Origin of the sequence: Methanoregula sp. (assembly GCF_002835825.1) — an archaeon.
In the GTDB taxonomy this organism is placed as follows: domain Archaea; phylum Halobacteriota; class Methanomicrobia; order Methanomicrobiales; family Methanospirillaceae; genus Methanoregula.
The window spans coordinates 1-15,258 of the sequence record NZ_PIZH01000007.1; the positions used below are offsets into that span (position 1 = coordinate 1).

General features: G+C 57.4%; 4 protein-coding genes. 2 read left to right on the forward strand and 2 right to left on the reverse strand.

The features are described from left to right. Positions 1-760: PLP-dependent aminotransferase family protein (locus CW742_RS00635; protein ID WP_292415485.1), on the forward strand; the 760-nt coding region annotated here is incomplete at its 5' end. 240 nt (positions 761-1,000) lie between these two features. Further along, positions 1,001-13,237, forward strand: coding sequence for a tetratricopeptide repeat protein (locus CW742_RS00640; RefSeq protein WP_292415486.1), 12,237 nt, complete (start codon positions 1,001-1,003; stop codon positions 13,235-13,237). Between the two features lie 140 nt (positions 13,238-13,377). On the opposite strand, the gene CW742_RS00645 is transcribed toward CW742_RS00640, so the two are convergent. Both CW742_RS00645 and CW742_RS00650 read right to left on the reverse strand, forming a co-directional pair. Further along, the gene (locus CW742_RS00645; protein ID WP_292415487.1) at positions 13,378-14,067 is read right to left on the reverse strand and encodes a tetratricopeptide repeat protein; all 690 of its coding nucleotides are present in this window, start codon (positions 14,065-14,067) and stop codon (positions 13,378-13,380) included. A gap of 59 nt (positions 14,068-14,126) precedes the next feature. Continuing rightward, a complete protein-coding gene (locus CW742_RS00650) occupies positions 14,127-15,095 on the reverse strand; it encodes a methyltransferase domain-containing protein (protein ID WP_292415488.1) in 969 nt (322 codons plus the stop codon). Between the last annotated feature and the right edge of the window lie 163 nt (positions 15,096-15,258).

A 15,258-nucleotide genomic window follows, 5' to 3' on the forward strand; every position in this document is an offset into this window, starting at 1 on the left:
CGTTCTCCTCCATGAGGACGGACTCGATCCGGCACAGTTCGCCCATGAACTGAAGGCATACCCGATCCGGTTCTTCTACGGCGTCCCGAACTCGCAGAATCCGTCAGGAGTCACGTACTCGGAGCAGCGAAGAAAGGACATCGCGGAACTCCTCCGGGATAAGGAGACGCTGCTGATCGAAGATGACGCGTATGGCGAACTGAACTTTGCCGGGAAATCGCTGCCGTCATTCCGGCAGTACCTCCCGGAGCAGACTATCATCACCGGATCGTTCTCCAAGATCCTTGCTCCCGGCATCCGGATGGGATGGGTTGTCGCACCGCCGGCTGTCATGGAGCAGCTTGTCATTGCAAAGCAGGCATCGGACCTCCACTCCAATTACCTCTCGCAGCGGATTGCGTACGAGTACCTCGCGCATGAGGACTTCGATGCAAAGATCCGCATCATCCAGGCGCGGTATAAGGCCCAGGCTGAACAGATGGTCAGCCTCATGAAGGAACTGATGCCGGCATCGGTCCGGTTCACGACCCCGCAGGGGGGCATGTTTGTCTGGGTTACGCTGCCGGAGGGGATCTCATCGATGGAAGTCTTCGAGCGTGCCCTCAAAGAAGATGTCGCGGTCCTGCCCGGAACGCCGTTTTACACGGACGGCGGCGGGAAGAACACCCTGCGGATAAACTTCTCCAACTCAACGCCAGAAAAGATACGGGTTGGCATCGAGCGACTCGCCAGGGTAATTCGGGACATGCCCCGCTCCTGATCTTTTTTTATTGTTTACAGTATTTCGCCAGGAACGGGCATAATGAAATTCTGGTTGTTCCCGCCGCCCTTTATTACGGATTGAGTATAAAAACTGTACCAGGCCACCAGTATTGTACATACTAAGTACCGGAAAGAGTATATGTGGTCTTTATAAAACCTTTAACAGGATCTGCGCCAGCAAAAAGACGCAAAAATATCGGAATACCAATCGCCAGATTTCATCCGGGGCACATATCACATGAACAAGAGTGATGCAGAAGCATTGTTGCGGCAGGGCATTGAACTTTATGACCTTGGCCGGTTCCAGGAGGCCATTGTCATGTTCGACCGGGGGCTTGCCCTTTACCCCCGGCTTGCAAAGGCCCACTATTTCAAGGGCATTGCTTTATACGATCTCGGGAAGTTCGAGGACGCGATTGCTGCCTACGACATGGCCGTCTCCATAGAGCCGACCGATCCCAATGCCTGGTACAACAAGGCAGCCACGCTTGCGCAGGTGGGAAGGAACGAAGAAGCCCTTGAAGCCTGCGACCGCCTCCTTGCGATCCGGTACGACAATGCCGAGGCCTGGATCTTAAAAGGCATCGCCCTGTACGAACTGGGCCGGTTCACGGATGCCATCTCCGCGTACGATCACGCCCTGATGATCGACCCGCGACACGCAAAGGTCTACTATAACAAGGGTATCGCCCTTGCCGATCTTGGCCGGCACCAGGAAGCGATCTACTCCTACAATAAGGCCATCGAGATCGTGCCGGAATATTCGCGGGCATATTACAACAAGGGCATATCGCTCTACGAGCTCGGCAAGCTTGACGATGCGCTGTCGGCATTCAACCGGGCCGCGGAGCTCGATCCTGATGACATCTGGGTCTGGTATTACCGGAGTTTCATCCTCTCCAAGCAGGACCAGAATGAATTTGCCGCACAGTCCGCCGAGAAGTTCCTTACCCAGGAACCCGATCATGCAGATATCTGGGCTATCCGGGGTATGTCCCTCTTCAAGCTGGGGAGGTATGATGAGGCGCTCGATGCCCTCCGCCAGGCCACAGCGATCAATCCCGATCTCTCCGATGCGTGGTACTACCTCGGCCTTGCCGGTGTCGAGACCCGGCAGTATGACGATGCAGTCGAGGCGTTCACGCGGAACCTGGAGATCCATCCGGGTAATGCCTCTGCCCTCTTCCACCGCGGTCTCGCACAGTACCGGCTCAAGCATTACCGGGAAGCGGTACAGGACTTCGATTTGACGCTTGAGCCTGAGCCCGGGAACAAGGAGGCATGGTACCGCCGCGGGATTGCCTGCGTCAACCTGAGCCGGTACGACGAAGCGCTCGAATCGTTCAACCGCCGTCTCGGCCTCGGGCAGAACCATGCCGGGTCGTTGTACTTCCGTGGCATTGCGCAGGCACGCCTCGGGCGCAACAAGGAGGCGATCGAGTCGTTCGATGCCGCGCTGCAGGTGGATTCCTCGTGCGCATCGGCTGCATTCCAGCAGGGCGTTGCATACGCGAGCCTTGGCAGGTTTGCCGAAGCGGTTGCATCGTACGACCGTGCACTCCGGATCAACCCGGGCCTTTCCGACGCTACCTACCACAAGGGGTTTGCGCTCTCGAAACTCGGCAGGACCGAGGATGCCGTGCAGGAGTTCGAACGGACGGTGGCGTTCGACCCGAAGAATGCAAAGGCATTCCACCAGAAGGGCCTGCAGCTGGTGAAGATCGGCAGGCTCGACGAGGCAATCGAAGCGTTCGACGAAAGCCTTGCGTTAAAGCCCGGGTTTGCCCAGGCAGCGTTCGACAAGGGCGCAGCGCTCATCCGGCTTGGGAAATTTGAGGATGCGCTTGTGGCATTCGACCAGGCAATTGCGACCAATCCCAAGTATGTTAATGCCTATTACCAGAAGGGCCTGACCCTTGTCCAGATGGAACGGTTTTTGGATGCGATCACGGCGTTCGAGCAGGCCGCGGTCATCGATCCCACGCATACCCTCTCACTCTATCATCGCGGGCTCGTGCTCGGGCGGCTCAAACGGTTCATGGAAGCGGTCGTGGCTTTTGATGCCGTGCTCGCCATCTCGCCCGAGAATACCAATGCCCGGTACGAGAAAGGCATTGCCCTTTTCCACCTCCTGAGATACGCAGAAGCAGTCCAGGAATTCCACGAGGCCCTTGAACAGAACCCGGCGCTTGTCAATGGCTGGCTGTGCATGGGTATTTCGCTTGCCCACATCGGGCAGCCCGATGATGCCCTCCCGGCGTTTGACAAGGCAATTGCACTGAATCCGAAGCTTGCCGAGGCGTACGTGCGGAAAGGAATCGTTCTCTTCACGCTTGAACGGCACGAGGAAGCGGTCAGTGCCCTCAACCGTGCGCTTGATGAGAATGCAAAAGACGTATACGGCTGGTGCTACAAGGGGCTTTCCCTCTCGGCACTTGGGCGATTCGAGGAGGCTGTCCGCTCGTTTGACAAGACCCTGGAGATCAACCGCCGGTGTGCCCGGGCATTCTTCGAGCGCGGCAACGCGCTTCTTTGTCTAGGCAAGCCCCTTGAGGCCGTTGTCTCGTACGACCAGGCACTCGAACTCTCCCCCGATGAACCGAAGATCCTGTACCAGAAAGGCATGGCTTTAACCCAGCGCGAGCGTTTCGACGAAGCAATCAAGGCTTTTGAAAGCGCCCTGTCTCTCGAACCGGAGAATGCATCCGGAGCCTATTACCTGGGCGTAGCCTATGCCGGGCGCGAGCGGTACGATGATGCGATCCGGGCGTTCGACAATGCTATCGCACTTGACCCCACGCAGGCTCAGGCATTCCACTTCAAAGGGATCGCCCTTGTCCAGCGGGAACGCTACCCGGAAGCGATCACGGCATTTTTGACTGCCCTGAAACGCGACCCTGACAATCCGGCAACCCGGTATTACCTGGGTCTTGCGTACCTGCAGGACAAGCAGTTCAAAAATGCGATTCCGGAGTTCTCCCGCGCAACAGAACTCGACCCGTCGCTCTCTGACGCATACCTGTACCATGGCATTGCCCTTGCAGCCATCGGCCGGCACGATGAGGCAGTCCCGCTCTTCGATAAGAGCCTTGCCGGAAACCCGACCCATATCGATGCGATGACAGCCCGGGCCCGGTCGCTCATGGTCCTCGAGCGATTCGGTGAGGTTGTTGAGACCGATGACCGGATCCTCTCCCTCAACCCGACCCTTATCGATGTCTGGATGCAGAAAGGCGACGCCCTTGCAAGCCAGTTGCAAAAACAGGAAGCGATCGGGGCATACAGCAAGGCCCTTGAGATCAATTCCGGCTTTTCCGATGCATGGATCCGGAAAGGGAACACTCTCATGGACCTTAACAAGGTCCAGGACGCGGTTGGCGCGTACTCGCGGGCGCTTGAGATCAACCCGGCGCTCTGTAACATCTGGATGCGGAAGGGTGACGCCCTGCAGCAGCTGGGGAAGACCGAGGAGGCCATCCTTGCTTATGGCAAGTCCCTGAAGATCGATCCGGACAACGAACCCGGCTGGATCCGGCAGGGCAAAGCGCTCTTCGACCTTACCCGGTACCAGGACGCCATCGATGCCTTCGACAACGCAATCTCGTTAAACCAGCGGAGCATCGAGGCGTTCTGGTACAAGGGACTTGCTCTTGAGAAGGTCAACCGGCATGAGGGTGCTATCCATGTCTTTGAGATCTTACTGGAAATCGATCCGAAGAATGGCGATGCGCAGTTCCATAAGGGTCTTGCCCTTGCCGTCCTTGGCGACCATCGCGATGCTATCGGCAGTTTCGACAAGACCCTCCAGATCCTCCCGGACCTGGCACCAGCCTGGTACAACAAAGGTAAATCGCTCATTGAGATCGGACGGTACCCGGATGCGATAACGGCACTGAAACGTGCGATAGAGATCGAACCTGCCTATACGGAAGCGTTCTATTACCTCGGATATGCTCTTGTAAAAACCGGGGACTACTCCGGTGCCATCGAAGCTTTCGACCGCAATCTTGCACGGGACGGAAGCAATGCACCAGGACATTTCAACCGGGGGATCGCGCTCGAAAAGAACCGCCGGTTCGATGAGGCACTCGAATCGTTTGACAAATCCCTCATCTACGATCCCGGCAATGCTCTTGCATTCTACCACAAGGGGAAAGTCTACGCCGACCTGGGACGACATGCCGACGCGGCCTTTGCCTTTGACAAGACCCTGCAGCTGAAACCGCGGTACACCGATGCCCGGCTCCGGATGGGGATTGCCGAGTACAATCTCAAAAAATTCATCGAAGCCATCCATGATTTTGACAAGACCATTGCCGAGAATGCAAACAACTCGCAGGCCCATTACTTCAAGGCACGGTCCCTTGCTGACCTGAAGCGGCATGAGGAAGCGGTGGACGAGTATGACCTTGCCCTCCGGCTCGATCCCGACACAGCGGAGATCCATTATAACAAGGGTTTCTCGCTCATGGAACTGGGACAGTTTGAGAAAGCCATCCCGGAGTTCGAGCGGACAGAAACGCTCATGCCCGTAAATGCTATGGCATTCTACCAGCACGGGCTTGCCCTGGTACGGCTGGAGCGGGAGAACGATGCCCTGCCGGTGCTGGACCAGAGCATTGCTCTCTCGCCCCGGTTTGCTCCTGCCCAGTACCAGCGGGGCCTGGCGTTAAACTCACTTGGACGGTACCAGGAATCGCTGGAATCATTTGACGCGGCACTTGCAGCCGACCCGCAGCTGGCAGATGCAGCGCTCCACAAGGCGATCGCGCTTGCCAGCCTCGGGCGACACGCAGAAGCTTTTGCGGCAGCCGATGCCGCGATTGCCATCCGGCCGGACCTGGCCCCGGCCTGGCACCGGAAGGGGTCTGCGCTTGCGGAACTTGACCGGCTCCCGGAAGCGCTTGCAGCCTTCGACCGCGCCATAGAAATCGATCCCGCCAATGCACGGTCACATTTCGAGCGCGGCCTTGTACTGGCGCGGCTTGGAAACCCTCTCGAAGCAATCAGGGCTTTCGACCAGATGCTTGCTCTCATCCCGAACTACGTGCCGGCATTTTACAATAAGGGTCTGGCCCTGATGGCGACCGGGATGCATGAAGAGGCGGTCTTATCATTCAATATCGCGCTCGAGATCCTCCCGGACGATCCTGCGGTGCTGTATCACAAAGGGCTTGCCCTGATGCGGCTCGAAAGTTTCGAGGATGCTATCAGTGCATTCGATGCCGCTTTAGCAATTGACCTCCAGAAGACCGAGTACCCGTACCAGAAAGGCCTTGCCCTTGCAGCACTGGGAAGGCATGATGAGGCTGAAGCGGCATTCTCTGCCGCGCTCAACCGGGACCCCGAGAACCAGGATGCGCTGTACCACAAAGGTCTCTCGCTTGCCGAACTGGGGAGGTTCAGTGAAGCGATCGATGACCTGACAAAAACACTGGAGAAAGACCAGAAGATTGCCAATGCGTGGCTCATCCAGGGGTTCTGTCTCTTTGCGGTCGAACGGTTTTCCGATGCGCTCGTCTCGTACGACAAGGCCCTGGAGCTGGAGACCCACAACCCCCACACGTGGTTCTACAAGGGCAGGACCTGTCTGAACCTCGGGAAGGACAGCGAAGCCATTGCAGCGTTCGAACAGGCAATTAAGATCGTTCCGGAGTTTGGCGAGGCGTTCTATTACATGGGTCTTGCCCTCTTCCGGCTGAAGAAACTGGCCGAGGCTTCCGTTGCATTTGAAGAAGCAAACCGGCTGATGCCGGATTTCTCCGAGGCATTCCAGGAAAAGGGCCGGACCCTTTTTGCGCTTGGAAGATACCGGGAGGCGGCTGCGGCATTCGAGCAGGTCCTTTCTTCCCGTCCACGCGACCTTCCTGCAACGTATGGCTTTGCCCGGTCCCTTGACTGCCTTGGTTCGGCAAAAGAAGCCATTCCGGTATATACAAAGGTTAACCGGATCGCCCCTGACTGTGAGAGGGCATTCCTGTACAGGGCTTTTGCACACCTGCAGGTCCGCGAATATGAGGAGGCCGTTGCCGCGTTTTCCCGGGTTGTCGAGATCAATCCCGCGAATACCGGTGCCTGGCACGAGAAGGCAAAAGCGCTCGTTGTCCTGGAAATGTATGCAAAGGCGCTTGAGGCCTATAACGGGTACCTCGGGCAGAAACCGGACGATCCGGAAATCCTGTACGAGAAAGGCCTTGCGCTGGTCAGGCTCGATACATTCAATGAGGCACTGGATGCATTCACCCTTGCTATTGACAAGGGCATGAACACACCGGCCGTCCATACCGAACAGTCGCTCTGTTTCTTAAAACTCGGGCGGGATGAGGAAGTCATCCAGTCGGCGGACCGTGCCCTTGCGCTCGATGCCGGTGAGACCCGGGCGCTGCTTGCAAAAGGCGAGTCGCTTGCCCGGCTTGGTCGTCACGATGAGGCAGTCGTGGCATTTGAAGGCGTAATCGCACGGGATGCCGAGAACGACCGGGCCCGCCGGGGCCGGGGCGTTTCCCTCGTGCAGCTGAAACGGTACGAGGATGCCGTCATCGAGCTTGACCATGCGCTGGAGAACGATGGCACGAATGCCGATCTCCTTACCTGCAAGGGGTATTCGCTCTACCGCCTTGCACGGTTCAAGGAGGCCGTGGAGTACCTGGGGAGGGCCCTGAAACGAAAACCCAAGGACCGGATCCTCCTGTTCTTCCGCGGGAAAGCATACCTCCGGCTGGAACGGTGGGAAGATGCGTACGGGATGTTTGACAAGCTGACCACCATCGACGCCAAGCACCTGAAGGGCTGGTACTACAAGGGGCATGCCCTTGCGGCAAAGGATCTGTATGAAGATGCCCTTTCCGCGTTGGAAACTGCACTCACGCTCGACGAGACCTGCGCAGGTGCCTGGTATCACAAGGGGCGGGCGCTCAGCTCTCTTGCACGGCATGCGGAAGCGGTTGCCGCCTTCGATCGGGCGTTGGTACTGCAGCCTGCCATGCGGGATGCCGCATACCATAAGGGGTTTGCCCTTGCAGCACTTGAGCGGTATGACGATGCCGTTGCCGCCTTCGATGCTGCGGTTTCCCTTGGGGTTGACAATGGCGAACTCTGGTATTCCCGCGGAACTTCCCTTATGCAGCTGGCACGGTGGCAGGAAGCGCTTGAATCCTTTAACAGGACCATCGCGCTTGTCCCGGATAATGCACCGGCCTGGCTCAACAAGGGGCTCTCCCTCCAGAAGCTGAACTACCACGCCGCAGCAACCGAGGCATTTGAAAAAGCATCATCGCTTGACGCTCTCTCGGTTCCCGCTGCGTTTGGTCGTGGCCAGTCGCTTGCAGAACTGGGCAGGGACGAGGAGGCAATCGCTGCGTTCACGCGTACGCTTGAACTTGACTCCACCCGGGCCGAGGCCGCATACCTCAGGGGTTGTGCCTATCTCCGGCTCGCGAACTATGCAGAAGCCATCGTCTCGTTTGATTACACCCTCCAGTATACTCCCAATCACGCACAGGCGCATTACCATAAGGGACTTGCCCTGCAGGCGCAGGGGAAGCACGAGAAAGCGATTCGTTCCTATAAGCAGGCACTCACGCACGACGCGGGTATCACTGACGCCGTGTACCAGACCGGGCTTTGCTATGCCACCCTCGGGAAAAACGAGCAGGCATTAAAGACATTTGACCGGGTACTGGAAACCCTGCCACAACGGGCCGATATCCTGTTCCACAAGGGAAGGGCGCTCTTCCGTCTCATGCGGTACGAGGAGGCGCTCACGGCCATCGAAGCCTCGCTTGCCATCGAAAACAATGATGTTGCTGTCTGGGAGCAAAAAGGCAGCACGCTCTACGAGCTGGGGCGGTACGAGGAATCCCTTGAAGCCTATGACCGGGCCCTTGCCCTCACCCCGGACAGTATCACCTGCTGGTACCTGAAAGGCCGGTCGCTCTCGGATCTGGCACGGTACGAGGAGGCACTCCCCTGTTTTGACCGGGTCATCGAAGCTGATGACACCTGTGCCGGCGCATGGCTCCGGAAAGGAAGTTCTCTCCTCTCGCTGGGGAAGTTTGCTCCGGCAATCGAGGCACTTACCCGGTCGCTCGATCTCAAGCCCGACAATGCCAACGGGTGGTATGACCGGGGCATTGCCCTTGCCGAGCTGAAACACTATGAGGACGCTGTCGCATCCTATGACCGGGCCATCGCGATCAACCGAAGGTATGCGAATGCCTGGTACGACAAGGGTGTTGCCCTTGTACATCTCGGGAAGGACACCGAAGCCATCCAGGCATTCGAGAACACGACGGCAACCGACCCCCGGTTCATGAACGCGTTTTACGACAAGGGACTGGCCCTTGCCCGTCTCGGGCAGCATCCCGATGCGGTCGCAGCATTCGACAGCACCCTTGCCATTAATGCATCGTTTGTCCCTGCCCTGTACCGGAAGGGGCTTTCGCTCTTCTCGCTCCAGCGGTTCGAGGAGGCTGCATCTTCGCTGGGTGCAGCTCTTGAGCTGGATACCGGGATCTTCGATGCCTGGTATCACCAGGGTCTTGCATACCGGAACCTCGGCAATGCTTCTGAAGCCCTTGCTTCGTTCGACCAGGCAATCGGTCTTGACTCCCGTTCGTTTGCAGCACATTTCGAGAAAGGACTTGTCCTCTCCGGTCAGGAGAAGTGGGACGCTTCGATAACGGAGTTCCTTCTTGCCATTGAGTGTGACAGGGAGAAAAAGGAAGCGCACTATGCCCTGGGTCTTGCCTTGTATGCACTTCAGCGGTATGCAGAAGCACGGGATGCGTTTCTCGCAGTCACATCGCTGGATGCCGGGTATGCTGATGCCCACTATTACGCCGGCCTCTCTTCCGAACACCTTGAGCAGTACCCCGATGCGGTTTCTTCGTTCGATCGTACGGTTGCTCTCATCCCCGACCATGCGATGGCATCGTACCACAAGGGCCTTGCTCTTGAACACCTCGGGAACGATGAGGATGCAACAGAAGCTTTCGAGCATGCCCGGAAGACCGAGCCGGACAACATAGCACTCCTCCTTTCGCTGGGGAAGGCACGGTCACGCCTTGGGCAGTTCGAAATGGCGATCCGGGTCTACGATCATGCCCTCTCCCTGCAACCTTCTGATGGCGGGTTCCTGCTGGAGAAAGGTATTGCCCTTGCCCATCTCGAACGTCATGAAGAGGCAGAGGTTATACTCGGCCAGTCCGCGGATCGGCTGCCGGACCGGTTCGAACCCCCGTTCCTCCGGGGCCTCTCGCTCATGCTGACCGGGCGATATGACGATGCTGTCCGGTCTTTTGAGAAGACCCTGGCCTTAAACAACACAGATCCGGACATCTGGTACCATATGGCAATCTCTCTCGCGCATCTCGGTCGGGCAGAAGAGGCGGTCCCGGCCTTTGACACGGTGCTTGAACTGCGGCCTGACGATGTCGAGGCATTTCTCGGAAGGGGTCGGGCATATTACGCCCTGAAATCCTATGACCGGGCCATTGAATCGTTTGACCGGGTCATCGGGCATCTCCCGCACCATGCGGCGGCCTGGCACGAGAAAGGGATGGCACTCTATAACCTTGACAGGCATGAAGAGGCCATCGCAGCGTTCGAAAAGGCGCTGGAGGAGGACGGAGGAAACCATGATGCGCTATACTATCGCGCTGCATCGTATGCTGCGATCGGGAAAGACACCGATGCTGTGGAATCGTACCAGCACCTCCTGACTCTCACGCCTGACAATGCGACCGCATGGTACGAGGACGGGCTTGCCCTGTCGCGCCTTGAGCGCCATCGTGATGCTATCCATGCCTTTGACCAGGCAATTCGCATACGGCCGGATTATTTCGATGCCCATGAGGTGCGGGCCCGGTCCTTTGACAGCCTTGGCGATCCTAAAGAGACGATCGATGCCTACAACCGGGCGCTGGCCCTCCAGCCGATGCATGTCCCCTCGCTGTACCGCAAGGGGGCTGCACTCATCCGGCTGGAACGGTACGAAGAAGCCATCAAGGTCTTTGACCGCGCCCTTGAGATCGATCCTGCCTGTACCGAGGCGATCTACGACAAGGGCAGGGCACTCTCGGCCCTGGGAATGTACCGCGAGGCTGTCAAAACCTATGACAAGGTTCAGGGGAACGAGGCAAACACTGCGGAAGTCTCCTATGACAAGGGCATAGCACTTTCGCACCTGGGACGGTATGACGATGCGATTGTAGCGTTCAACAAGGCGCTCGATCTCGACCCGCGCAACGTTGAGGCAGCCTATCGGAAGGGGCTCTCGCTTGCAACAACCGGCCGTCACCAGGATGCCATCGAAGCATTCGACCGGGTGATCGAACAGGAACCCGGCTCCGTTGACGCGTGGATCCACCGGGGATTATCCCTCTATTCCCTTGGGAAATTCAACGATGCCGTGGAATCATATGTCCGCGCCATTGGAACCGACCCGTCAAATGCCGAGGCATGGTACCTGAAAGGGAGTGCCATCTACGCATCGGGAGGATATGAGGATGCCATCGAAGCCTTCAACAAGGCACTGGAGTTCCGCCCGGACCATGGTCCCGCGTACTATGACAAGGGCCGGTCGCTCTTCCATATGGGCATGTTCCGCGAGGCAGTCATCGCTTTCGACAATGCACTGGGTCTTCTGCCCAAGAACGCTGATGCCCTGTACCACAAGGGGACTGCACTCCTGCGGCTGGAACACTATGACGAAGCAATCCAGGCATTCGATCTTGCCCTGAAGATCCGGCCCAACCATGCCCATCTCTGGACCGGAAAGGGCATTGCCCTCTCATCGCTCGGAAAAGACCAGGATGCAATCAGTTTCTTCACAAAAGCACTGGGGATCGACAGCAGGGACTCCCGTGCCGCCTACCACCTCGGTGTTTCTTACTTAAAGATCGGGAAATACCAGGAGGCTGTCCGTTACCTTGAGGCGGCCCTGGCGCAGGAGCCCGGCAGTGTGGACGCGAATTACCAGAAAGGCCGTGCGCTTGCTATGCTTGCAATGCATAACGATGCCATAACTGCTTATGACAAGGCACTCGCCGGAAAGGAGGACTTTACTGAGGCCTGGCTGTATCGCGGGATCTCGCGTGCCAGCCTCGACCAGTACGACAGGGCAATCCAGGATTACGACCATGCGCTGGCCTTACGGCCGGATTTCGCATCGGCTCATCTCTTCCGTGGTGTTGCGCTTCACCACCTCCTTTGTTACGAGCAGGCCGTTGAGTCGTTCAACCAGGCACTGGCAGTTGAGCCGGAGTACCCGGAAGCCCTGTTCTACAAGGGACTGGCACTCCTGGAACAAAAGAAGTATGATGAGGCTGTTCCGGTCTTTGACCAGGCGCTTGTCGCCAACAACCGGTATGCCGAGGCATGGCACAACAAAGGTGTTGCCCTTGCCCGCACCGGGCAGCATGACGGGGCAATCGCCGCCTTCAATGCGGCCCTCGGGATACGGCCCGATTATGCCGAAGCGCTGTTCGAACGCGGGAGATCGCTTGTGCACACGGGCCGGTTCAAAGAGGCCATTTCCTCCTTTGACCAGGTACTTGTCCTTGCCCCCGGTAATGCCAGTGCCTATTTCGAGAAGGGCCGCGCTTTAATCGCCCTTGGCAACCATGCCGGTGCAACGGCAGCCTTCGACCGGGCTGTTGATATCAATCCCTCCTGCTGGCAGGCACTGGCCGGGAAGGGAAGGGCCGAGGCATACCAGGGCAATTACGATGGCGCAATCACGGCGCTTGACCATGCCCTGGAGATCATGCCAAAGAAGGCAATCCTGCATGACCAGAAAGGACTTGCCTATGCTGCCCTGGAACAGTACCGTGACGCGGTACGGTCCTATGACCGGGCCCTGGAGATCGAGCCCCTTGCGCGGGTCTTTGCCCACAAAGGTATTGCGCTTGCCGAGCTCGGGATGTACCGCGATGCCATCGAAGCATTCGAAAAGGCAACTGAGCATGACGGGAATCTTGCCGAGGCCTGGATGGGCAAAGGGAATGTCCTGTACGACCTTGGGAAATACGCCGATGCCGAGAAGGCCTACGAGCACGGGCTTGCGCTTGATTCAGAGAACGTCGAGGTCTGGACCCGCCAGGGGATGGTCCTCTCGGCCCAGCAGAAATACGGAGAGGCACTGGAGCACTATGACCGTGCACTCCTGATTGATCCGACATTTTCCATTGCCTACTTCACCCGGGGGAGTGCGCTCATCGCCATGAAGCGGTACCAGGACGCTGTCGAAGCATTCGATGCCATGCTTCACATCCAGCCGGATTTCGTGGATGCATATATCCACAAAGGCCGGGCACTCCAGGAGCTGGAGCAGTACCAGGACGCCCTTGCTGTCTTCAAGCGTGCACTCGAGATTGATCCGGCACGCAAAGAGTGCTGGAATGATATCGGGGACATCCTGGACAGGATCGGGAAACACGATGAAGCCCGTATCTGTTATGAGAAGGGACGATAAGCCGGGGAAATACCTCTCTAAAAATTGCAGAATTATTATCGGCTGAAATCCGTTAAAGTGATGAAGGGGGTTGATGCCCCCATGCCCCAATTATGATGCTTGCTCCCACAGTCGAAGGCTGATGTTTTAGAGTAATAGAATTAATCCTCTTTTTCCCTTAAGAACAGGGTCCAGAACAGAACCCCAATGATGATTGCAGCAACGCCGATAATCACCGGTGCATATGTCACATAGAACGGCGTGACTGAGTCCTTAAGCTGGCGGGCGATCTCGCGGTTCTTGTCGATCTTGGGATATGCCGGATCGAGTTCCTTTACCGTATCGAAGGCTGCGATCGCCTCGTCATACTTCTTCAGGCCGGCGAGCGCATATGCCTTGTTGAACCAGGCATCGGCATTCGTCGGGTCAAGGGAGATTGCTTTCTCGAATGCCTGAACCTGCTGGAGATAATATTCGTTTGCTTTCACCGGATCGTTTTTCTGGTCCTCGTACACGTACCCGAGGTTATACAGGATCTGGCCCCGGTTGATCCAGCCGGGCAGGTAACTGGCATTGATGGCAAGGGCACGGGACGAGGATTCCAGTGCATGGGAGAACTGTCCGTCGCGGTTCAGCGCATCGGCCCGGGCGTCCCATGCTTCGTAATACTCCGGCTCAAGCAGGAGGGCCTGGTCGAATGAAGCAATTGCGTCGGACAGGTTATCGGCAGCTACCAATGCTGTTCCCTGTTCATACAGGGTAACGGCATCCGGGGAATAGCCGGATGCAGGGACCGACAGGAAGAGCATGGCGAGAAGGACCACAATCAGGAACGAGTACTGGTGTTTCATAACGTATGATATTATCTGGCGTACCGTGAAAAAAGCGTTCTCTCCGGACAGATCCCGCTTCAGTTGGTGAGAACGAGAACCTTCCGGGTGAGACTTTTGTGGACACGCTGGCTGTGCTGCTGCAGGACCGTCATGTGCTGTGCTGCAATCGTCGAAATGTCACGGTGGGTAACCACTACGGCACGGCGGCCGGGCCGGAGCACGCGACAGATCTCGGAGAGCGCATCGCTGTACAGCCGGTCCATGGTGTCGGCCTTGAGGATGCAGACCGACTGGCCATAGGGGAAGTCCGTGACAATAGTGTCAATGGAATGATCCGGGAACGGGAGACAGGTCGCGTCACTGGTAATAAGATCGGAATTCTTAGCATTTAACCGGCTCCCGGCAATCATGAACGGGTCGAAGTCGCTGCCGATTGCATGCATCCCAAGCAGTTCTGCCTCAATGAGGATTCCCCCGGTCCCGCAGAAAGGGTCAAGAAGCGTTTCGCCTGCTCGGGTACATGCGATATTGACAAGGGTCCGGGCCATCCGCGGCATCATCACACCCGGGTGGAAGAAGTCGCGTTTACCGGGATTCCGGTGATCATAACCTCCCCGGTCGATCCGGTGCAGTACTTTTCCGAAATAACAGCGGTCCTCCGAGAGGATGGCCCGAAATTCGACTTCAGGATTAATGAGGGAGACCGGTCCATCAATCATGGTGCCGATGAGACGCTCGAACTCGCGCTGCGATGCAGGGTTGCGTTCCTGTGATCCCCCGTGGACTTTCTTTGCCCGGCCGGCAAAGGGACGATCGGTTGTCAGGGCAAGATCCTGAAGCAGGGACCGGAAGGAAGCAGGATCCGGGTCGCATTCGCCAAGGTATTCCAGGACAACCTGGGTCATGGCAAGGCGAAGAGAAGAATCAGGATCCGGGCACTCGGCAACTGCTACCTGGAGCCTCTTGTCGGTAACCATGCCGATGCATTCGATCTCGGCAAACGGGAGTGTTGCGTTTTCTCCCGAGAGCTCAAAGAGCAGCTTCATCCTGATCAGATGGCACCCGGGCACACAAATAGGTGCGCCAGAAATGAATGTTAGATGAAGATCGGGGATTATTTCTGCCCCTTCTTCTTCCCCATGATACCGGAGAAAAAGCCGCCGACCACGCCACCCTTTCCTTCCAGCCCGATGAACTTCTGTGACAGTT

What these genes read in the sequence shown, in the direction of transcription:
- CW742_RS00640 (WP_292415486.1), top strand. Translation starts at nt 1,001, where the DNA reads ATGAACAAGAGTGATGCAGAAGCATTGTTGCGGCAGGGCATTGAACTT.
- CW742_RS00645 (WP_292415487.1), bottom strand. Translation starts at nt 14,067, where the DNA reads ATGAAACACCAGTACTCGTTCCTGATTGTGGTCCTTCTCGCCATGCTC.
- CW742_RS00650 (WP_292415488.1), bottom strand. Translation starts at nt 15,095, where the DNA reads ATGAAGCTGCTCTTTGAGCTCTCGGGAGAAAACGCAACACTCCCGTTT.